The organism is Shewanella canadensis, assembly GCF_003966225.1.
Lineage (GTDB): Bacteria > Pseudomonadota > Gammaproteobacteria > Enterobacterales > Shewanellaceae > Shewanella > Shewanella canadensis.
The window spans coordinates 243,607-265,918 of sequence record NZ_RXNU01000002.1 but is presented as its reverse complement, the minus strand read 5'-3'; the positions used below and the strand labels follow the sequence as shown (position 1 = coordinate 265,918).

The following is a 22,312-nucleotide window of genomic DNA, read 5'->3' as shown; positions in this document are numbered from 1 at the left end:
GATAGCAGCTTATTTATAGGGGGATTAATCCATAATTATTAGCTGCTTATTTTGCGAGTTTGTATGATTGAACTTATTTTATTGAGTTTGTTTTTTTAAGCGTGACACCGACGACTCATCGAGTGGTCACGGCCTAAGTTCTGAGGGATAATTTTGGATTTATCATCGTTTGCAGCCGCATTTGGTGGCGGTATTCTCATCGGTCTGTCTGCCATCTTGCTCATGATATTCAATGGGCGTATCGCAGGTATCAGCGGCATTGTATCGTCGGCCATCTTTAGTGATAGAAAGCTTACCGATAAAAAGTTTACTGATAAAAAGTCGTCAGACAACACCGATGATGAGACGGGCCCCAGCTGGCAGTGGTTTTTCATCACCGGCTTAGTGCTGACGGGCGTGATATATGCCTTGGTATATGAGCAGTTAGGTTTACCGGTTTTCGAGTTCGATTCGGTATCCCGGCCTATGCTGTTAATCGGTGGCCTCCTCGTTGGGCTTGGGTGCAGTTTGGGACGCGGGTGTACCAGCGGGCATGGAATATGTGGCATAGGACGGTTATCTCTTCGCTCTATCGTAGCCACTTGCCTGTTTATTGCTGTAGCCGCCTGTACCGCAGTCTTTACCCACTGATAGGCGCTGTGATTAATAATAATGAAAGGATAATGGGCCGTTCTATGATGAAAGCCAGTTCTATGAAGAGGAAAGCATCAGCACTACTCTGTGGTGTGCTGTTTGGCACGGGCCTGTTGGTGTCAGGGCTTGCCGACCCCGCCAAGGTGATAGGGTTTCTCGATGTCAGTCGTATCTCAAACGGCAGCTGGGATCCGTCACTTATGGTGGTGATGACAGGTGCTTTGGCCGTGTATATGTCACTATTTTATCTCGTGGTTAAGCCTCGAATCGGGACTAATCAGGCACCAGTATGTGATGTTAAGTACCACCTCCCGGAAAAGAAAACCTTAGATAGCCAGTTGATTTTTGGGGCTGCTCTTTTCGGTCTTGGTTGGGGAATGGTGGGGATCTGTCCGGGTCCGGCTATTGTGAATCTTGCCACTCTCGATATTAATCTCGGCCTGTTTGTCGTGGCCATGCTGTTTGGTCTCTATATCGGTAAGCTGCTCAAGTCTGCCCAACTGGATCTGGTTAAGGTGAGTTAATTAACCGCTCCTACATGGGTCATATCAAGCTCTGTACTCGAACCTAGAACCCTAAAAGCTTCGCGGCTAAAGCCGCTCCTACATGGGTCATATCAGGCCTCGACCTCGAAACTCGCGACTCGTAACTATTGGTTTAAAAAAACCGGACACTTTCCCTATATCGGACATCTTTTCCTTAAATCGGACACTTTCCCCCTGTGTCCGCGGACACTTTCTGTTGTCTGAAATTAGCTGTTAACGTCTAAGTAGCTGACATTAAGCTGTTAATTGTTTTTGGCACGCTACTTGTAATGTAAGTGTTAATTCAGCGCTATTTAAACAATAGTGACCAAACGGACAGTTAGGGATAGATGATGATTCAGGATACGAGCGGACAGGACACGGTAATAGAGGCGAGTCTGACAAGAAAATTGAAATGGCCTCTGCTGGCAGGTGTCGCCGTGTTGCTGGTATCGGGACTGGTTTGGTCAAGTGTCGGTGGCAGTCAGGTCAGTGAGTCTATTAGCCGAAGTGAGCTTAGATTTGCCACACTGGAGCAGGGCACACTTACACGAGATATCGCTACAACGGGTAAAATCGTCGCCGCGAATGCCCCCATCCTCTATAGCAGCGACCAGGGGACGGTCACACTACTGGCTAAACCCGGTGACCGCGTCGAAAAGGGTGATGTGGTCGCGACTATCGAAAGCCACAAACTCACCAATAGCCTGAAGCAGCAGGAAGCCCTGTTAGAGGGAATGAAGAGCGCATTAGAGCGTGCTCGCCTCGATGCCCGCCGTCAACAGCTCAAGGCACAACAGACTATCGATATGGCTAAGGTCGACCTTGCCGCCGCCGACCGAGAGAGTCGTCGTGGTGATGAGCTTATCCTTAACAAGCTTATCTCTAAGATAGATTTTGAGAAAGGCAAAGACGACCTCTATAAGGCCAAGCTGCTTTCGGCTCATGCAAAGCAGGAAGCCGAGCTGATGAAAGACACACTCACTTTCGAGATTAAAAATAAAGCCGCTGAGGTTAACCGTCAGGCGCTGGTCGTGACAGAGCTTGAGCGTCAGGTTGCCGCCTTGAGTATCGAGGCACCGGTGGGAGGCATTATCGGCAACTGGTTAACGGAGCAGAAAGCGCGTATCGCTCAGAGTCAGCCAATTTTGACCGTAGTCGATTTGAGTGCCTTCGAGGCAGAGCTCGCTGTCCCTGAGTCTTATGCCGATGAGCTGGGTCTGGGTATGAAGGTTGAGCTGAGCTTCGGATCGCTGAGTCTGGTGGGGGAGTTGTCATCGATTTCGCCGGAAGTGAGAAACCGTGAAGTGACCGCCCGAGTGCGATTCGAGCAAGATGATCGTCTTCACCTTCGTCAAAACCAAAGGTTGTCGGCGCGGGTATTGTTGGAGAACAGACCTAATGTCTTGATGGTTAAACGCGGCGCATTTGTTTCAACCGGTGGTGGTAGAGAGGTGTATGCCATTAACGGTGATATCGCTGAGCAAACTTCAATTCAACTTGGTGCCCGCAGTATGAGCCATATCGAGGTGTTACAAGGCGGTAAGGCTGGAGATGTGTGGGTTATTTCGAGTATTCAACCATTTAACAAAGCACAGCAAGTGCTGGTTCGCTAAGGAGAGCAAGATGAACAGAATAAATCAAAGTATGAATGAGGGAAAAGTTCTTAGCGTACAGAAGGTTATAACGGTTACAGCCCTATTGCTGCTGCTCGTTGCGGTACAGGTTTCGACCCAGAATGTCGGTGATTGGTTTGTATTTGGCCTGAATGTTTTAGAGCTGACCGAGCCGTTATCAGAGGTCTCAAATGTCGGTGCTAATGTAGGAACTAATGTTGCTACGAAGGCCCCGGAGTTTATACAGAAAATAGTGATGGCCTTAGTCTGGTAGGACCGGCTTCAGCCGGGAAGGTCCATCGCAGCTAAAGCTGCTCCTACAATTACAAAGATAAAAGAATTAAACGATAAAAAATAGGGAATATTGACCATGTTATCGATGAAGAATATCAGCAAAGTATTTAAAACAGACTTAGTAGAGACCCACGCGCTGCGTGACTTTAATTTAGAAGTGGCAGAAGGCGAATTTGTTGCGGTTACCGGTCCATCCGGTTCGGGTAAAACGACCTTTCTCAATATTGCAGGCTTGCTTGAAGGCTTTACCCAGGGTGATTATTTTCTCGATGGCGTCAATATCTCAAATATGAGTGATAACAAGAGTGCGGCAATTCGTAATGAGAAAATAGGCTTTATCTTTCAGGGATTCAATCTGATACCGGATCTTAATTTAGCCGAAAATGTGGAAGTGCCGCTACGTTATCGTGGTTTCAATGCCAAAGAGCGTAAGCGCCGAGTACAAAAGGCCTTAGAGCAGGTTGGTCTTGCGGCGCGTATGAAGCACCTTCCTTCTCAGCTTTCCGGTGGTCAGCAACAACGTGTGGCCATTGCCCGTGCTTTAGCCGGTGAGCCAAGATTCCTCCTTGCCGATGAGCCAACTGGTAATCTCGACAGCATGATGGCGCGTCAGGTGATGGAGCTGTTAGAGGATATTAACAAGGCGGGAACCACGATTATCATGGTCACTCACGACGCAGAACTTGCCCGTCGTGCCCAGCGCAATATTCAGATTGTCGATGGCCAAGTGTGTGATTTTACTATGTACCAAAGTGGAGAAGGGCATCAAGGAGGCGAGCGAGCCAGTGAAAAGCCGCATCTGGTGACAGAATCTCATGTGTCTTTAAATCAAGACAAAGTGGCGAGCTAAGGAGAAGACTATGTTTTTCTATTATCTGGATCTCGCCTGGCGCAGCATCAAGAAGACGCCCTTGATGTCACTTTTGATGGTGTTAGCTATCTCAATCGGGATAGGAATTACCATCACCACCTTGAATGTGTATCAGCTAATGTCAGAGAATCCTGCGGGTGAACGCTCCGATAAACTGGTTGCAGTGCAGCTTTGGAGCCAAGGTAAAGATGCGTGGAAAGAGTTCAACAACCAATTGACCTACCAAGATGCCTATAATCTGCGTAAGAGTGATGTCCCAGTGCGTCAAACGGCGATGTTTATCACTGGATTAGCACTACAGACCGAGGATCCTGACTTTGTACCTTTGTTAGAGTCTGTTCGAGTGACCGATAGCGACTTCTTCGATATGTTTTCAGTGCCATTTATCTACGGTAAAGCCTGGGATAAGGGAGTCGATACCGAAGCGCTTTATCAAGTCGTGATCAATGAAGTGCTTAATAAACAGTTATTTTCAGGCGAGGACAGCATAGGTAAGACGCTATATCTGGACAGTAAGCCTTATCAAATCGTCGGCGTCACTAAGACCTGGAGCCCAAGTCCACTTTACTTTGATGTGACCACTGGAGCATTTAAAGATTCTGCGCAAATATTTGTGCCCTTTTCGTTAGCGCCTATAGAGGAGTTTCAGAGCTGGGGAAATAATCAAAGCTGGAAAAGAGAGTCAATTAATAACTACAGCCAACGCTTAAATTCTGAGATGCATTGGATTCAATTTTGGGCAGAGGTGCAAGACGATAAACAGCGTGACGAATACGCTCAGTGGTTGAAACGCTATGTGGAGCAGCAACAGCTTATAGGCCGTTTTGATAGTCCGGAAGCGGCTGCGCAGCTGTCCAATGTTGCCCAGTGGCTGGAACTCAATGAAGTAGTGCCTGAAGATAATAAGATTTTGGTTGGCCTCAGCGCCCTCTTTCTGGTGGTTTGTCTGGTTAACATGTTAGGCCTGCTACTGGCTAAGTTTCTTAAGCGAGCGCCTGAAATCGGTGTACGCCGTGCCATTGGTGCGAGCCGTGCGCAGATCTTCTCTCAACATATGGTTGAGGTGGGCTTGATAGGCTTCGGTGGTGGGGTACTTGGCTTAGTGTGGGCATGGGTTTCATTATCGCTGCTCTCTTCGCGTTTCGACTTGGAGCAATCTTTGACTCACTTAGATACCAGCATGTGGTTAATTGCACCTGTTATCGCCATCTTTGCGGCTTTAGTTGCCGGCACTTATCCTGCTTTGAGGATCTGTTCGACGAATCCTAGCGTTCATCTGAAGAGCCAATAAGTAGAGTAAGAGAAAGGAATTCATTATGTTACAGATTAAACCTATTTTGAGTACGTTAATGCGTAATAAGAGCGGCCCTATCTTGCTGCTTATTCAGATCATTCTATCGGTCGCCATCGTGGCCAATGCCAGCTTCATCATCAGTGAACGCATCGCTTTGATGGATAGAGATTCGGGCACGGCCGAAGATCAAGTTTTTAATTTCCGACTTTATACCTTCGATACCAACATTGATCTCGAGTCTCAAATTCAGCGTGATATCCGAGCCATCCGAGACTTGCCAGGTGTCATTGATGCGTCAACAACCAGTATGGTGCCATTGAGTGGTGGTGGCTGGTCATCGGGATACACCGTAGGAAGCAGTGAGGAAACGGCTAAAGATACAGAAGGTGCTGCCATCTATTATGGCGACGAACATATCGTTAATAGTTTAGGTGTGGAGTTGATAGAAGGCCGTAACTTCTATGAGGAGGAGATCTTGACTGGCAGTCCGGACTTGGCGACTCATGGCATAGTGTCAAAAGCGTTTGCTAAAGAGACCTGGGGAGATGAACCTGCGATTGGCCAGATCATGTATGCGGGTGATTTTGGTGAGATGCCAATCAAGATAATCGGTGTGGTAGATAAGTTACAAGGCGCTTGGGTTAACAGTTCATATCTGGATAACAGTGTCATCTTAAATATTCAGCTGGTTAACGTGTTTACTAAGGTGTTGGTACGTGCTGAGGTTGGGACGTTAGCTCAACTTAAAGAGGCTATTCCTGCGACGCTGCATAAAGATAATCGAAATCGCGTTATTGAAGGGTTTACACTTATTAGTGAGCATAGAAAGCGTGTTTATCGTAACCATGAGTTGATGGCGACGGTATTGTCTATGATGGTGGTACTGCTGTTACTTATCACTTCACTGGGTCTGGCGGGGATGGTGATGTTCAACATTGAACGCCGCACTAAGCAGATAGGTACCCGCCGTGCATTAGGCGCGAAGAAGCGTGACATCATTAGCTTCTTTCTGGTGGAAAACTATATTATCTGTCTTGTGGGTGGTGTGATTGGCGGGTTTGTTGCGGTTCTGCTAGGACAACAGCTGATGAGCCTATACAGCTTACCTCAATTAGATCTTATCTATCCGCTGATGACGGTTGCCGGGCTTATTGTGCTAACGACCATTGCGGTTATTTTGCCGGCTCGAAAAGCGGCGAGAATATCGCCTGCAATCGCGACGCGAAGCGTTTAATTATCTGCATGGAAAGCGAAAGAGAATTAATCTTTAATTATCTTTCGCTTTCAGTTAGTTTTAAGCTCATTGAAAACAGTTTAGACAATGTTTAACGATTCACTTTCGACGAAAGTGCTCTCGACGATTAACTATCAACTATTAAACGGGTATAGAGATTATCAAAGAAGATATGGATACGATTCTTATTGTCGATGATAACCAGGCCGTGTGTAATGCATTGGCACTGATGTTGGAGCTTCACGGTTATCGACCGCTCACCTGTTTATCCCCCGATACAGCTTTGGAGTTGATAGAACTGCATGATATCTCTCTGGTTGTCCAGGATATGAACTTCACTCAAGACACCACCTCGGGTGAAGAGGGCAAAGCGCTGTTTTATGCCATCAGAGCACTTCAGCCTCAGTTGCCCATCATATTATTGACCGCATGGACTCAGTTAGAGATAGCGGTAGAGCTGGTTAAAGAGGGCGCGGCAGATTACATGGGGAAGCCTTGGGAGGATGCCAAGTTGCTGACCAGTATCAACAACCTTATCTCGCTACATACACTTTCAAAAGCCAATACTCAGCTTAAGCGCGTCGAAAATGAGCGCATGTCCGCCATCAAGGGAGCGGAATTGTGTGGCATCGTATTTGGCAGTGGCGCCATGCAGCGCTGTGTCGATTTGGCGCTGCAGATAGCACGCTCCGATGTATCTGTACTTATCACCGGCCCTAATGGTGCCGGCAAAGATAAACTGGCCGATATCATTCATGCTAACTCCTCCCTTAAGAGTAAACCCTTTATCAAGGTGAACATTGGCGCACTGCCGATGGAGCTACTAGAAGCGGAGCTGTTTGGGGCTGAGGCGGGGGCGTTTACCGGGGCGAACAAGACCCGTATTGGTCGCTTCGAAGCGGCGGATGGCGGTACCCTGTTTTTAGATGAGATAGGTAACTTACCGCTTTCGGGTCAGGTAAAGTTACTGCGGGTGCTGCAAACCGGTGAGTTTGAACGCTTAGGCAGCCATCAAACCCGCAAAGTGAATGTGCGGGTGTTGAGTGCCACAAATGCCGAGCTGGACGAAGAGATCAGGACTGGGCGTTTTCGTGAAGATCTCTTCTATCGACTCAATGTGATTGAGTTGGCGTTACCGCCACTCAATGCCCGCTGCGACGATATTCTGCCTCTGGTCGGCCATTTTATCGGCCCGAACTTCTCACTGAATAGACAGACTCAGCAGGTGCTGGTTGAGCATCAATGGCCGGGCAATGTCAGAGAGCTCGAAAATGTCTGCAAGCGTGCGGTGATACTGGCGCAGGATAGCGTGTTAACGGTGGAAGATTTCGGCTTGATAACGAGCTCGGGAGCCAGCCTTATGCATAGACAGGCAGAGCTTAGCCAAGTTGAGCATAAGCAAACAGGGGGTGTCGATAAACCCACTGCGGATGAGGCCCACAACACCTATTCAACTCAGGCGTTGGCCGAAATGAACACAGGAAAATCCCTCGATTCGACAAGTTCCCAGCCTTTGAACAAGGAGGCTCTGAACAAGGAGGCTCTGAACAAGGAACCTTTGGACAAGGCGAGCATTGAAGAGGCTTTACTCGAGCACAGTGGCATTATCGCCAGAGTCGCCAAGTCACTCGGCCTCAGCCGACAGGCTCTGTATAGACGCATGGAAAAGTTTGGTATCGATAAATAACGTTTGCAATGGCTGCTCTCATATTAAAGGCTAAGTCGACAAGCCCTCTGTTGATAGGCGTATGGAAAAGTTTGGTATCGATAAGTAACTTGCAAGAGCAACAACATAAAGGAGTGGTTAGTCGCTTATGGCTATAGAGTTGCCTGTTAAATTACCTTTTAACTTGAGGTTGGCATTACGCACTAAACTGATACTGGGTACTGTGATTGCCAGCGTGTCGGGTGTTTTACTCTCTTTACTGTTCTTGTCTGAGCCTGTTCAAGATCAAGGTACGCAGTGGGGGGCGCTGGCACTGGTTTTACTGGCCACCATCTCACTGTCCTGGGCGATGAGTTATTTTGTTACCCGTAAATTAGCCACGAGTCTGATGGCGCTGGAAGTCGGCTTACTCAACTTTAAAGATAATGACTTCAGTGTCAGCATTCCCGTTAGCGGCGATGAGCAACTCAGCGCCCTGGCGACCCTCTTCAATGAATCTGCTGCCAGTCTGCGTCAGGAACGTCAATATATCTACCAGCGCGAACTCCTGCTCGATAAGGTTATCCAGAGTTCACCCAATGTGATGCTACTGCTCGATGATGCGCAGAGGGTCATTTACGCTAACGATGCGGCCCGTCACCTGTTTAACCAGGGAACGCGCATCGAAGGTTTGAACCTGACAACCCTGCTTGAATCCGTGAGTGATGAGCTTGCCCGGGCATTACAAAATCCCAAAGGTGGCCTGTTTAGTCTGGCAGGCCTTGATGAGGGAGAAGATGAAACCTGGCACCTATCTCGGGGTCAGTTCCTGCTTAATGGACAATACCACCACCTGTTGCTGCTGAAGCAGATGACTCATGAGCTCAACAGGCAGGAGGTGGCGGTGTGGAAGAAGGTGATACGCATCATCAGCCATGAGCTGAACAATTCGGTGGCGCCAATCGCCTCTATGGTGAACTCGGGACGTATGATCACCCGGGAGTTAAACGATCCTAAACTTAAGATGATCTTCGATACCATTGAGGATCGCACTAACCATCTGAGCCAGTTTATCTTCAACTACGCGCGTTTCGCCAAGTTGCCTCTGCCCAAAAAGTCTGTCGTAGATTGGCATAAACTCACAGAGCAGCTGGGTCAACATTATGCGTTTAAGTTGGTGGGTAAACTTCCCGAATCCCAGGGGAGTTTAGATCTTATTCAGATGGAGCAGGTACTGCTTAACCTGCTTAAGAATGCCCACGAATCGGGGTCCGCTTCAGAAGGTATAACTTTGAGTGTTGAAGCGTCGATATTGGTCGATGGCACATCCGGGATCTGTATCGAAATTAATGATGAGGGAGCGGGGATGTCTCCGGACGTTCTCAAGCAGGCCCTGTTACCTTTCTACTCGACCAAACAGTCCGGTACCGGCTTAGGCTTACCCTTGTGCCGCGAGATCATCGAGGCCCACGATGGCCGAATTAGCCTGCATAACCGCGACGATGTAGGGCTTTGTGTGCGGGTGTGGTTACCTTCGAATGAAGGTTGATTGCATTTTCTCTGTAGCTTGCTGGTATTTAATGGTGTGTTTGAAGGTCGTACCTTCATTGTCATCTAACGCCTCCGGCTAAGTATGTGCAGATACTTCAGTGAGTCGCCGCAAGCACAATCCCTGTGGGCTCTGCGATGACATCTGATGTGAATGGATCCACGAATGCCGTGGTGACATGGATGTCATTGAACGGCCCTGTCATCGAAGCTCACTGCCGCATCTGCACCGATTGATTTACAAGAAAGTTCTCTCTTCGATTTGGCTTTTGCTCGAAACTCGTAACTCGAGACTATCTTGGCTCTTTCTTAAGCTCGATACTCGAACCCTAAAAGATTCGCGGCTAAAGCCGCTCCTACATGGGGAATATCAAGCTCGTTGATGCACAGCTCGTAGCTCGTAGCTCGTATCTCGCGACTCGAGCCTCAAAACCTTTTCAGCTCTTAGCCATCGCATTCCAAAACAGTGCAAAGCTGGCTTCTTTGTGCTCTGGCTCTTGCCACTTGCAGGGATTATCTAAAAAGTAGCGGGTGGCGGCGAGGTATTGGCCGTGACAGTTATCTTGCATCAGGGTCAGTGGGTAGCTCGCGAGTAGCCCCTGTGTTTGGCCTTGCAGTAGCAGGGCGCCCATGAAACCTAATATGCCATTCATGGCCTGTTCTCGGATCTCTATGGCGATAGACGGTGACATAGAGTACTGCTGAAAAAACTCCTGCTTAAGTGGATTATCCATGGCCCACTGTATGGCACTGCACCAAAGGTGCTCGGCATCCTGCTTGAGATCGCCGCTGTCTTTTATCTGGGCCTGGATCTCGTTGGCGAACTCTTGCTTTATCGTTAAAAAAAGATGATTCATCAGTTCATCTTTCGAAGGGAAGTGATGAAATAGAGTGCCAGTCGCCACACCCGCTTGCTTGGCTATCGAGGCGGTCGAAGTCGCATAGAAGCCTTGGCTGACGAACAGGGTCAAGGCTGTGTCTAAGATGGTCTGTTTTTTATCTGGTTTGCTCATCAATTGCCTATCAATTACCTATTAACTATCTATTAATTAGCTGTGTTTTATCGCTTACGATTTCGAGCATCTTGCTAGAACCTAGAACCTAGAACCTAGAACCTAGAACCTAGAACCTAGAACCTAGAACCTAGAACCTAGAACCTAGAACCTAGAACCTAGAACCTAGAACCTAGAACCTAGAACCTAGAACCTAGAACCTAGAACCTAGAACCTAGAACCTAGAACCTAGAAGCTCTTAACGAATAAACATCTTATAAAGTATTTTCTGAATCGGGTTGCCGTAGGGAGGATGAATAAACTTTCCTGTGTTCAACTTGCCTCGGCTTAATACTGTTTTAGCATGGCTGAGTGTCAGGAACCCCTCCTTACCATGATAGTGTCCCATGCCCGAGGGGCCTATTCCACCAAATGGCGCATCGTCGGCCGCGACGTGAAACACGGTTTCGTTAATACACACGCCACCAGAGTGAGTCTGGTTAAGTATCCTATCTTGAACCTGCTCATCGAAACTCATGATATACAAGGCTAAGGGTCTCGGGCGATCGTTGATGTAAGTGACGGCCTCATCGAGAGTGTCATAGCCGATGATCGGCAGCAGCGGGCCAAATATCTCATCTTGCATCAGCTGCATATCATCACTGACATGGGTAACAAGCTGAGTGGGAATTTTTCGCTTAGCGGTATTGATGACTTCATCGTTGGCCGAAATAACCTTGGCTCCCTTAGACTTGGCATCTTCGAGTACCGAGAGCAGGCGGTCGAACTGACGCTGATTGATGATGGCGCCGTAGTCGTTATTGTCGCTAACCTTGCCATACATGGCGCTAAACTTAGCCTGATAAGCTTGGATAAATTCAGCCTGTTTCTCTTTAGGAACCAGTACATAATCCGGGGCGACACAGATCTGGCCTGAATTTAAGCATTTACCATAGATCATGCGCTCGACAGCCGTTGCTATCGGCATATCCGGCGCGATAACGACCGGTGACTTGCCACCTAATTCTAGAGTGACCGGCGTCAGGTTTGCAGAAGCCGCTCGCATCACGTGATGTCCTACGGTTGTGGAGCCGGTGAAAAGCAAATGATCGAAGGGTAAGGATGAGAACTCTGCCGCTACATCCGCTTCACCTTCCACCACGGCAACCTGCCTGGTATCGAAGATACTTGCCAGCATCTCCTCTATGACCTTATTGGTTTCGGGAGTAAATTCAGATAACTTCAACATGGCATGGTTTCCCGCGCTCAGAGCAGTTATCAATGGCCCGACGGAGAGCATCACCGGGAAATTCCAGGGGACTATGATGCCGACAACACCGACAGGTTGATAATGCACTTTCACCTTTGCGGGAGCGAGCAGTAATCCTGCATGACGTCGACTCGGTTTCATCCACTTCTTGAGGTTTTTAAGGCTGTAGTTGATGTTATTGATACAGGGCATGATGTCTGAGATAAGTGTGTCATCGGTCGAACGGGTGCCGTAATCACGATTGAGTGCATCCGCCAGAGGTTGCCGAAATTTGAGCAAGGCCAGTTTTAGCGACTTGAGCGTCTCGACTCTTTGCTCGTAACTTGGAGAGGGTTGAGATCTGTAGCTGTCTCTCTGTCGTGTTAATAGCTCTGTTAATCCGGTTTCTGAGCTGATCTCACTCTTTATGGCCATATTCATTCGTTTACTTCTCCAGCTTAAGTGTTGGCAGGGGGCATGCCGTAGCTTCATGAGTAGCAATAATATAGCTGGCCCTAAGTAACTTTTAGACCCTATCTCATCTTCATGCTGCTCAGTACCGTTACACGTCATTTGTTATAAGTTATAAACCGACTGATTAGTCGGTCTGCAGGATTTATATTAGTTTATTTAAATAATAAGATCTACCGCTGTTTGATTTTCGTTCGAATTAGGCGCGCAATGTGATCGGGATCAACATCCATTTCCGGACAAAAAACTAGACTTGAGCTGTCAGTGCCACTGATTGGGATTAACCCTAACCCCCAAGGAACCGATTACGTAGTTAATGAATTAATTAATGAAATTGGTATAAGGAGCGGTAGATGAGTAATGAACGACATGGAATTTCGATTGGAATCGAACGTAACGGGGATGATTTTTACCTGTCATTGATTGTGACGGGTAGTTTGACCCATGAAGATTATGAGCAGATGGTCCCCTTGTTAGAGTCGGCATTAATTGGGATAAGAGAGCCTGATATTCACGTGCTTACCGATATGAGAGAGTTTAAAGGGATGTCGCTTCATGCTGTATGGGACGATCTTAAGTTAGGCATCTCTCATGCTAAAGAGTTTAAGAAGATGGCGATATTAGGTAAAGGTGGCCTGCAGGAGTGGATGTCTAAAATGGCGGATTGGTTTACACCCGGGGAGATCAGGTTCTTCGAAGAGAGAGATGAAGCGCTGGATTGGCTAAAGTAAAAGATTTCCAGACCAGGTTTTAGGCTGTTTCCAGATAAATATTGGGTAAAATCACCAATATATTGGTGTGCATGGGTGTAAATTTCAATATGAAAGCTATGCTTTAATTAATGGAGGTATTATGAGAACTCGTCAAATTTTGTGTCCAACAGATTTTTCAGAAACGGCATCACACGCGCTTCGTTATGCGATTGAGATGGCTAATTTTTATCATGTCAGTTTTCGCTTACTGCATGTGATAGATCAGCCATATGGTGATGCGAACTTCCAAATTTTAGCTATTACTCCGGAAGAGTTGGCTCAAAATATGGAGGAGGACGCCGCCGAGAAGATGAAACAGCTACTTTCTGGTCTTAAGAGTGAACTCAGTATCGAAACGGTCATAAGGCGTGGTTTGCCCGTGGAACAGATCCTCGAAGAGGCAGAAACAAATGATGTTGGAATGATAGTGATGGCCTGCCATGGCCGCACCGGTATATCTCACTTTCTGCATACTAATGTTGCCGAAGGCGTGGCCAATGGTGCTAAGTGTCCTGTGTTGGTAGTGAAATAAACGGCCATAAAGTCTTATGGAATGATATGAGCGATTCATGAGTAAAAAAAAAGGAGTTAATAATTATGCGTACTCGTCAAATTTTATGCCCTACAGATTTTTCAGAGACAGCGTCGCATGCCCTTAGTTATGCCATCGAGATGGCAAATTTATATCAGGTAAATATCAGGCTGCTGCATGTTATGAGTAAGCCTTATGGTGAACACAATTACGGGATAATTGTTGAGAGTCCTGAAGAGCTAGAAAAGCAGTTAGAAGCCTATTCAGAGGAAAAACTCACTGAGCTGGTCGCTCAAATTGAACCCGCTTTGGATAACGTATTGAGTGTGACACCTGTGATCAGAAGTGGCGATATTTTCGCTAACATATTAGAAGACAGCGTTGAAAATGAGGTTGGAATGATTGTTATTGCCAGTCATGGTCATACAGGCTTGTCTCATATGTTGAACCCTAATGTGGCCGAGGCGCTGGCGAATAAGGCTAAGTGTCCGGTACTGGTCGTTAAGTAATTGAGTGACCCGATACCCGCTCAGAGTTCAGTAATCTGAATGAACTCTGGCGTGTCTGAAAGAACAGTATTCCTGAAAGAAGAGTGTGACTTAAATAATAGTATGCCTGAGGGACCTGCCCTCAGGCATCAGGCTTGAATGCCCCGAAGAGCCCGACGAAATAGTTTAACTCATTTCAAAATCAACTTCGTTCAGCATCAAATCCTTATAAAATGTATAGAATCAAGGTTAACCCTGTCTCGCCGTAGATCTGCACACAGATATCACCGAGGCTATCAGTGGCTCTTCCATCCTGCTGGCATTATAGGCCAGCCCTATCCGCTTCATGAGTTTCTCGTTTGCAATGGGACGTAACACGAAGCCATCGTTATGCTTTATCTCCTGCCAGTCCGGTAGTAGGGCGGCGCCGACACCGGCACTGACCATAGGCCAGGTATATTCTATGGTTCGGATATTGGCTCTGGGCTGAAACTGAACGCCCAGAGCCGCCATGGTTTGTTTGAGTCTATCCAGCGCATCGCATGGAGTGCGGTTAATAAAGGGGATACCGTCGAGATCTTCGACAGAGACAAGTGGTTTAGTGGCGAGTGGCCAGCCATTAGGGATGGCTAGCTGATAACTGTCTTCCCAGATTGGAATAAAGTCCTCACAACTCGATGCAGACTGAGATAAGACCACTCGCGCATCGCAGGGCTCATCGGGTTCTACCAAGGTTAGTTCCAGATTATCTATGCGTTTAGTCAGCTCGGTGAGAAGTTCACTCATGCGCTGGGCCCCCAAGGAGCGCATAAGTCCCAGACGAAGGGGAACAGGTGTGGGTCCATCGCTGAATAGATGCAGAATTGACTGTTCGTTATCACTCATCTCTCTGGCAAGAGGGTAGAGTTTATCCGCCGCCGAAGTTGGCCTGACACCCCCCGCATGACGAACGAAAAGCTCGATATTGAGCTCTTGCTCCAGCTGTGAAATCGCAGCCGTGATCGAAGGCTGTGAAACGAAACACTGACGCGCCGCGCCTGTGATGCTGCCCTGCTCATACACTGATTGAAAGTATTTAATCGATCTGAGCTTCATTTTAAAATCCTATTAAGCTACGGGCTACGGGCTACGGGCTACGGGTTACGGGCTACGACATGCTTTATGTAGGAGCGGCTTTAGCCGCGAATGTCTAAAAGTCACGGGTCACGAGCCTGCCTTTGTTTCTGCCTGTCCTCGATACTCGACCCTTTCTTAGCCTTGTCTTATTCTCGCGGCTTCTCTGTCTTTCAAGTCTACTCAGGCTTTTCTATGCAAACAAGCTTAAGTCATAGGTTTTAACTATGTGTGACATAAAAAGATTGTATTTCATCAATACCCATAAAAAATGTATGGTTAATAATCAACCGCCGAGAGCTGTCGTTTTATCTTTTTGTTTAAAAGCTCTTGTTTAGAAATCTGTTAAAAACTCTTATTAAAACTCATATTGAAAAGTGTTTAAGAAGAGCATAACGCCCCTTTCGATAGGGGAGATAAGTCACTGATAGGACATAATAATGAGCAATAAGAACTCTGCCGAACGTATTATCACCACCTCAGCCCCTCAGAAGCATTTAGTCGTCAACACTGCCGCTGTCGAACAGACAATGACCCGATACGGTTACAGTGATGAGACGATGAATATCATCAACCAGGAGAGGTTGTTGCCGGCAGGATTGCTTAGCAGGTTGCATGCCTCCTATCCCCAGCACTCAGGTTTTCTCGAAAGCCGTGAGTTTCTCTTTAATGAGAAAGATCACTACACGGGCTTGTCCGGATTTCGTGAAGTCTGCGCGATACTGAATAAGAATGGCATAGATATCGGCGTCATCGATGAGCGTGAACTATTTGTCGAGGTGTACCGTTTCCTGGCGACGCGCCACACACTGAACAGCATCAACTGGGATGATTATCCAACCGACTCTGTGTTTCAGCTGGTGTTCCCGCAACCAGGGATGATCGATGAGCAGACGACGCAGCAATATGTCGGGAGCCCGGATGCTAAGGCCCGCACTCAGGTCGCTATCGCTTACATGGAGAAGACGAACCCACATGATGGCAATCAGCAGTTAAATAAGCCCTGGTTTGTGAACGATGAAGGCGTGCTGGAGTTTCTCGATGGTAGCCAGCACAAGTATCCTCAGTGCCAGCTGGTGTTTGATAAGACCACCCAAAACTGTTTCTCCTTCTGTACTTACTGTTTCCGTCACGCACAGGTTCGTGGTGATGAAGATTTGTTTATCCAGAAAGATATTGCCCAGCTGCATGAATACCTGAGACGACATCCTGAAGTGACCGATATTCTGATCACCGGCGGTGATGGCGGCTATATGCCGGTGAGCCGTTTACGCCAATATGTGATGCCGCTTATCGAAGATCCCTCTCTGCTGCATGTTAAAAATGTCCGCCTGGCTACCCGGGCACTGACCTTCCAACCTGAGATGGTGTTAACTGAAAAGTATGAACCTATGTTGGAGCTGTTCGACACTATGCGTGACAACGGCGTACAACTGGCGTGGATGGCTCACTTCTCTACGCCTCGCGAGCTGCTCAACCCCAGCACCATAGCGGCTATTCGTCGTCTGCAAAATCACGGAGTGAATATTCGTAGTCAGAGTCCGATGATGAACCATATCAGCCTGTTTAAAGATGAAGCCGGTAATGTCGATGTCGAACGCTCCTCTCAAAATTGGATCGATCTGGCCACGATTCTGGGCATGATGTGTGTGGGCTTCCACTCCATGTATTGCGCACGCCCAACCGGCGAGCATCATTACTACACGGCGCCGCTGGCCGATATGAGCAAGATATTTAATCGTATCTACCGCTCACTCGCCTCTATCAACCGCCCATCCCGCCATATCTCTATGACGATATCGGCAGGTAAATTAGCCATCCTGGGGACCTCGGTGGTTAATGGCGAGAAGTGTTTCGCCTTGCAGTTTACCGAGGCCAGAAATATGGAGTGGATGGATAGAGTTATCTTGGCTAAATATGATGAGAAGGAGAATAAGATCGACTTCCTCACGCCACTGGATACCGACAAGTTCTTCTTCGAAGATGAGCTTAAAGAGATCGAGACGGGTCTGGCAGATGCGCTGCAGCAGCGTTTAGGCTAATAAGGGGTTGTAAGTATGATAGATAAACGTATAGCTTCATGTCGAGATGCGGTGGCCGATATTTTCGACGGTGCGACTGTGATGATAGGTGGCTTCGGCGAGGCCGGCAGTCCGATAGAACTAATTCATGCCTTGATCGATCACGGTGCCCGCAATCTTACCGTGATCAATAACAATACAGGTAGCGGCCATGTGGGCCTCGCGGCCCTGATTGAGAATGGCCAGGTGGGTAAGATGATCTGCTCATTCCCCCGAACCGCGAACTCGACGGTCTTTCCCGATCTTTATCGGGCCGGCAAGATTGAGCTCGAGCTCGTGCCTCAGGGCACCCTTGCCGAGCGGATCCGCGCCGGAGGCGCCGGGATCCCGGCCTTCTATACGGCGACGTCTGTGGGTACGCCGCTGGCCGATGGTAAGAAACATGAAATGTTTGATGGGCAGGAGTTTGTACAGGAGCGCTGTCTGACAGCCGATTTTGCCCTGATAAAAAGTCTCAATGCCGACCGTTATGGCAACCTGATATACAACAAGACGGCGCGAAACTTTGCCCCCATCATGGCGATGGCGGCCAAGTGCACCATAGTGCAGACGCAGGAATGTGTCGAAGCTGGCGATATCGATCCCGAGGTTGTCGTCACCCCCGGCATCTTTGTTAATCGTATCGTGACCGTCGAAAATCCGGCTCAAGAATCGAAGCTAGTCAATGCCGGAGTCACCTATCCATGAGTAATTTAACCATGAGTAGTCTATTTATGAGCAAGATAAGTCAACACAATCATGAAGATGCATCAGATCGGATCGGTTGGGATCGTGAGCAGATGGCTCAGAAGGCCGCTCAGGATATTCCCGACGGTGCCTATGTCAACTTAGGTATAGGGATCCCGGAAAAGGTCGCCCGTTACGTTCCCGAGGGGCGTGAGGTGATCTACCACACCGAGAATGGCTTGCTTGGCATGGGGCCAACGCCAGAAGATGATGAGATAGATTTTGAGCTTATCAATGCGGGTAAGAAACCTGTCAGCGCAATAGCGGGTGCAGCCTATTTTCATCATGCGGACAGTTTTGCCATGATCCGTGGCAAACATATCGATGTGTGTGTGTTGGGTGCGATGCAGGTCTCGGCTAAGGGGGATCTGGCGAATTGGTCGACGGGTGCCGTCGATGCTATTCCGGCCGTAGGGGGCGCCATGGATCTGGTTGCCGGTGTTAAGACTATTTTTGTCATCACTCAGCATACGACTAAGCAGGGGGAGCCTAAGTTGATCGAGCATTGCAGCTACCCGCTGACTGGACGCGGGGTGGTGAGTCGCATCTATACCGATCTGGCCGTTATCAAAGTCACGGAGCGAGGTTTAGAGGTGGTCGAGTTGGCACCGGGTGTCGATTTTGACTATGTGCAGCAGCGCACCGGTTGTGAACTGCTTCGCCCATAGTTTAAAGCCGCCATGGTTTAGATCTAAAGTCTAAAGCCATAGTGCCAGCTAATAGCAAGAACCCTACAAAGTTTGTAAATTGGAATATGAAAAATGGAAGATAACCAGAACATTATCCATAACACTAATAGCAAGAATAATAACGACAATAAAAAAGTCTCTCCCGACCGTAGCGCCGAACTTTACAGGAAGGCACTAACCTTGATGCCGGGCGGCTGTAGCCGTAATACTGTGCTCAGAAGCCCGAATCCTCTCTATGCCGAGTCGGCAAAGAGCTGTTATGTCACCGATATCGAAGGTGTGACGCGTGTCGATTTTGCCAATAACATGGCGGCCCTTATCCATGGGCATGCTCACCCTAAAATTGTCGCCAATGTGACCGAGCAACTCAATAAAGGCAGTGCATTTACCTTAGCGACCGAAGTCGAGATCGATTATGCCGAGCACTTGTGTAGTCGCAACGCGGGTTTCGGGAAGATCCGTTTCGTTAACTCTGGCACCGAAGCGGTGATGAGCTGTCTGAAGGCGGCGAGAGCCTATACAGGAAGGCCTAAAATTGCCAAGGTCGAGGGGGCTTATCATGGCCTCTATGATCATGCCGAGGTGAGTCAGACTGCCAGTCCTGCTAATTGGGGAGATGAGTCAAATCCCAATAGTGTGCCTGTTGCCTTCGGTACACCCGAAGCCACGCTCAAGGATGTGGTAGTGATCCCGTTTAACGATGCTGAGCGGGCCATCACCATCTTAGATAAGCACAAGGATGAGTTAGCCTGTGTGCTGGTGGACCTTCTGCCTCATCGTGTGGGGCTTATTCCTGCTTCACAGGAGTTTGTGGTTGCGCTTAGGGAGTGGACGACTAATCACAATGCTCTGTTAGTGTTCGATGAGGTGATCACCTTCCGTAACGGTTATGGCGGCGCGCAGGATAACTATCCCGTGACTCCCGATTTGACGGCTATGGGCAAGATGATTGGTGGCGGTTTCCCGGTCGGCGCACTGGCTGGCCGCAGCGATGTGATGGATGTGATGAATCCTCTCAATGATAAGGTGCTGTTTCCTCACTCTGGCACATTCTCCGCTAATCCAGTCACTATGGTGGCGGGTTTGACGGCTATGACACTGTTCGATCGAGAAGCGGTGGCTAAATTGAATGCCTTAGGTGAGCAGCTTAGATCTCAAATCAGTGAGGTGATTGCGATAGCCGATGTTCCCGCCTGTGTCACCGGTGACGGCTCCATGTTCCGAATTCATATGAAGGCTAACCCGCCGAAGAACTATCGTGCCTCCTTTGCCGACGCTAAGGAGAGTCGTATCAGAACTGCGCTGGTGGACTACCTGTTTGATAACGGATTTATGATGATCAACACCTGTTCGGGTACGCTTTCGACCGAGATGACAGGTAAAGAGATAAACCAATTTACTCAGGTCTTACTGGATGGGCTTCGTAAGATTAAACCACTGTTTTCATCTGTAGAAGGTCATTAACATGAGTTCAAATAAGCTGAAAGATGTCTATATCTGCGATGCGGTCAGGACACCGATAGGTCGCTACGGTGGGGCATTATCTTCCGTTCGGGCCGATGATTTAGCAGCCTTACCACTTAAAGCGTTGATGGAGCGAAATCCGGGAGTCGATTGGCAGGCTGTCGATGATGTGCTGCTTGGCTGTGCTAACCAGTCTGGCGAAGATAATCGCAACGTTGCCAGAATGGCGACTCTGCTGGCCGGCCTGCCTCAGGAAGTGCCCGGTTGTACGGTTAACCGCTTGTGTGGTTCGGGTCTTAATGCCATTGGCGATGCGACTCGCGCGATCAGCTGTGGTGAAGCCGAGCTGATGATCGCGGGCGGCGTCGAGAGTATGTCCCGCGCTCCCTTCGTCATGCCCAAAGCCACGACACCCTTCTCACGCTCAACCGAGTTCTATGACACCACCATGGGGTGGCGTTTTATCAATCCTAAACTCGATGCCGACTATGGCACAGAGGCGATGCCCCAGACGGCAGAAAACTTGGCCAATGACTTTGGCATAAGCCGGGAAGATCAGGATAAGTTTGCCCTCTGGAGTCAGCAAAAAGCGGCGGCGGCGCAGGAGGATGGGCGATTTGCAGAGGAGATTATCGAGGTGAGCATTCCTATGCGTCGCGCCGATCCTGTGGTCTTCAGTCAAGATGAGCATCTGCGCGGGACGAGTCTGGATAAGCTTGCCAAGTTAAGGCCCCTGTTCGATGGTGGCTCAATCACGGCGGGTAATGCCTCGGGGATTAACGATGGTGCAGCGGCCTTGCTGCTTGCCTCTGGTGATGCGGTTAAGCGATATAACCTTAAACCCAAGGCGAGAATATTGGGTATGGCGGTTGCGGGCGTACCACCAAGAATTATGGGGTTAGGCCCGGTTCCTGCGACCCGCAAGCTACTAAAGAGGCTTTCACTCACTCTGGATGATATGGATATTCTCGAATTTAATGAAGCCTTTGCCGCTCAGGCATTAACCTGTACCCGTGAGCTCGGGCTGAAGGATGATGACCCCAGGATAAATCCACAGGGCGGCGCCATCGCACTCGGTCATCCTTTAGGCATGAGCGGAGCGCGTCTGGCTACCAGTGTGACCTATCAGCTAGAGCGAACTCAGGGAAAGCTGGCGTTATGCACCATGTGCATCGGTGTGGGGCAAGGGATCGCTATGGTGATTGAGAGAGTGGATTGATAAAAGGTGCTGGTTCTAGGACCTAGGCGCGAGGTTCTAGGTTCCTCGCTCCTCGTTCCTCATGGATAAGAGAATTAGTTTCAGATTAATTAGGTGTTTATGATCTTTTACCTGAGGTGATGAAAGCGAACAATTGGTAATTAAAATCCATGAATTCTTAACTTTAAAACTGGTTGCATCGGTGAAAGTCATCTAGATTTAAACTAACTAGTACTAAGTCGTTAATAACAGGGTTAAAGGAGAAAAATAATGCGTACTCGTCAAATACTCTGTCCCACAGATTTTTCCGAGACAGCATCTCATGCTTTAGGTTATGCCATGGAGATGGCCCGACATTATGAGGTCGGTATCCGTTTATTGCACGTCATCGATAAGCCTTTTGGTGATAAACACACGCGGGTCTTGTCTGTTACATCCGAAGAGCTTGCGACCCGGTTGGGGGGAGAGGCTGCTGAAAAGATGCAAAAGCTGATAGATGACCTGGATACCGAGGTAAAAATTGAGGTCTTGATCCGCCACGGACATGCCACTAAACAAATTTTGGATGCGGCCAAAGAGGTTAATGCCGGGATGATAGTCATGGCCAGTCATGGTTACACAGGTCTGAGCCACTTTCTTCACCCGAATGTAGCTGAAGCCATTGCCGGTGGGGCCGAATGTCCTGTGTTGGTGGTGAAATAATATTATACCGTTTGCGCTAGAGACTGGAGCTACAGCTCTTTAGCGCAAATATCTCAGATAGAGCAAATGGTCGGCAGACAAGCGTCAGGCGGTGGATCCATGCGGGTGAAAGTTGTCGAAACTCACTCTTAACAGTAAGCCCCATTTAACAGTAAACCTCTTAATTATCAGCTTTTAATCGTGCCAACAATATTTT

The 22,312-nt window shown here is 48.4% G+C and carries 21 protein-coding genes; 18 read left to right on the top strand and 3 right to left on the bottom strand.

What is annotated here, in order from left to right; all coding sequences use genetic code 11:
- The first annotated feature begins 153 nt into the window (after nt 1-153).
- From EKG38_RS04705 to EKG38_RS04665, 9 genes are all read left to right on the top strand, one after another.
- Complete coding sequence (locus tag EKG38_RS04705) at nt 154-630, top strand: YeeE/YedE family protein (protein WP_126519071.1); 477 nt, start codon at nt 154-156, stop codon at nt 628-630.
- A 44-nt stretch (nt 631-674) separates the two neighbouring features.
- On the top strand, nt 675-1,157 hold the full coding sequence (locus EKG38_RS04700; protein ID WP_246033087.1) for a DUF6691 family protein: 483 nt from the start codon (nt 675-677) through the stop codon (nt 1,155-1,157).
- 353 nt (nt 1,158-1,510) lie between these two features.
- Complete coding sequence (locus tag EKG38_RS04695; RefSeq protein ID WP_126519391.1) at nt 1,511-2,773, top strand: efflux RND transporter periplasmic adaptor subunit; 1,263 nt, start codon at nt 1,511-1,513, stop codon at nt 2,771-2,773.
- Between the two features lie 10 nt (nt 2,774-2,783).
- Nucleotides 2,784-3,047, top strand: coding sequence for a hypothetical protein (locus EKG38_RS04690; protein WP_126519070.1), 264 nt, complete (start codon nt 2,784-2,786; stop codon nt 3,045-3,047).
- A gap of 96 nt (nt 3,048-3,143) precedes the next feature.
- Entirely contained in the window at nt 3,144-3,917 is a 774-nt protein-coding gene (locus tag EKG38_RS04685) for an ABC transporter ATP-binding protein (protein WP_126519068.1), read from the top strand.
- A gap of 10 nt (nt 3,918-3,927) precedes the next feature.
- On the top strand, nt 3,928-5,229 hold the full coding sequence (locus tag EKG38_RS04680; protein ID WP_126519066.1) for an ABC transporter permease: 1,302 nt from the start codon (nt 3,928-3,930) through the stop codon (nt 5,227-5,229).
- A 25-nt stretch (nt 5,230-5,254) separates the two neighbouring features.
- Entirely contained in the window at nt 5,255-6,466 is a 1,212-nt protein-coding gene (locus EKG38_RS04675) for an ABC transporter permease (protein WP_126519065.1), read from the top strand.
- A gap of 172 nt (nt 6,467-6,638) precedes the next feature.
- A complete protein-coding gene (locus EKG38_RS04670) occupies nt 6,639-8,153 on the top strand; it encodes a sigma-54-dependent transcriptional regulator (protein WP_126519063.1) in 1,515 nt (504 codons plus the stop codon).
- Nucleotides 8,154-8,280: 127 nt separating this feature from the next.
- On the top strand, nt 8,281-9,660 hold the full coding sequence (locus tag EKG38_RS04665) for a sensor histidine kinase (protein WP_126519061.1): 1,380 nt from the start codon (nt 8,281-8,283) through the stop codon (nt 9,658-9,660).
- A 436-nt stretch (nt 9,661-10,096) separates the two neighbouring features.
- On the opposite strand, the gene EKG38_RS04660 is transcribed toward EKG38_RS04665, so the two are convergent.
- Both EKG38_RS04660 and EKG38_RS04655 read right to left on the bottom strand, forming a co-directional pair.
- Nucleotides 10,097-10,672, bottom strand: coding sequence for a TetR/AcrR family transcriptional regulator (locus EKG38_RS04660; RefSeq protein ID WP_126519059.1), 576 nt, complete (start codon nt 10,670-10,672; stop codon nt 10,097-10,099).
- A gap of 238 nt (nt 10,673-10,910) precedes the next feature.
- The gene (locus EKG38_RS04655; protein ID WP_126519058.1) at nt 10,911-12,341 is read right to left on the bottom strand and encodes a coniferyl aldehyde dehydrogenase; all 1,431 of its coding nucleotides are present in this window, start codon (nt 12,339-12,341) and stop codon (nt 10,911-10,913) included.
- A 383-nt stretch (nt 12,342-12,724) separates the two neighbouring features.
- Here EKG38_RS04655 and EKG38_RS04650 point away from each other — a divergent pair, with 383 nt between their 5' ends.
- The 3 genes from EKG38_RS04650 to EKG38_RS04640 all read left to right on the top strand — a co-directional run bounded on the left by EKG38_RS04650 (nt 12,725) and on the right by EKG38_RS04640 (nt 14,164).
- Entirely contained in the window at nt 12,725-13,102 is a 378-nt protein-coding gene (locus EKG38_RS04650) for a SpoIIAA family protein (RefSeq protein ID WP_126519056.1), read from the top strand.
- A gap of 121 nt (nt 13,103-13,223) precedes the next feature.
- Nucleotides 13,224-13,655: a universal stress protein gene (locus tag EKG38_RS04645; protein ID WP_126519054.1), complete on the top strand. Its 432-nt coding sequence runs from the start codon at nt 13,224-13,226 to the stop codon at nt 13,653-13,655.
- A 65-nt stretch (nt 13,656-13,720) separates the two neighbouring features.
- Complete coding sequence (locus EKG38_RS04640) at nt 13,721-14,164, top strand: universal stress protein (RefSeq protein ID WP_126519053.1); 444 nt, start codon at nt 13,721-13,723, stop codon at nt 14,162-14,164.
- Nucleotides 14,165-14,392: 228 nt separating this feature from the next.
- On the opposite strand, the gene EKG38_RS04635 is transcribed toward EKG38_RS04640, so the two are convergent.
- Nucleotides 14,393-15,238, bottom strand: coding sequence for a LysR family transcriptional regulator (locus tag EKG38_RS04635; protein WP_126519051.1), 846 nt, complete (start codon nt 15,236-15,238; stop codon nt 14,393-14,395).
- A 458-nt stretch (nt 15,239-15,696) separates the two neighbouring features.
- Here EKG38_RS04635 and EKG38_RS04630 point away from each other — a divergent pair, with 458 nt between their 5' ends.
- From EKG38_RS04630 to EKG38_RS04605, 6 genes are all read left to right on the top strand, one after another.
- Complete coding sequence (locus EKG38_RS04630) at nt 15,697-17,298, top strand: hypothetical protein (RefSeq protein ID WP_185826772.1); 1,602 nt, start codon at nt 15,697-15,699, stop codon at nt 17,296-17,298.
- Between the two features lie 15 nt (nt 17,299-17,313).
- Complete coding sequence (locus tag EKG38_RS04625; protein ID WP_126519049.1) at nt 17,314-18,024, top strand: 3-oxoacid CoA-transferase subunit A; 711 nt, start codon at nt 17,314-17,316, stop codon at nt 18,022-18,024.
- Complete coding sequence (locus EKG38_RS04620; RefSeq protein WP_439332639.1) at nt 18,021-18,731, top strand: 3-oxoacid CoA-transferase subunit B; 711 nt, start codon at nt 18,021-18,023, stop codon at nt 18,729-18,731. The genes EKG38_RS04625 and EKG38_RS04620 overlap by 4 nt, the downstream gene beginning before the upstream one ends.
- Nucleotides 18,732-18,824: 93 nt before the next feature.
- Entirely contained in the window at nt 18,825-20,216 is a 1,392-nt protein-coding gene (locus EKG38_RS04615; protein ID WP_126519047.1) for an aspartate aminotransferase family protein, read from the top strand.
- 1 nt (nt 20,217) lies between these two features.
- Complete coding sequence (pcaF, locus tag EKG38_RS04610; protein WP_281276943.1) at nt 20,218-21,435, top strand: 3-oxoadipyl-CoA thiolase; 1,218 nt, start codon at nt 20,218-20,220, stop codon at nt 21,433-21,435.
- Nucleotides 21,436-21,684: 249 nt separating this feature from the next.
- Nucleotides 21,685-22,116, top strand: a complete 432-nt coding sequence (locus tag EKG38_RS04605; RefSeq protein ID WP_126519046.1) for a universal stress protein — start codon at nt 21,685-21,687, stop codon at nt 22,114-22,116.
- Nucleotides 22,117-22,312 lie beyond the last annotated feature (196 nt).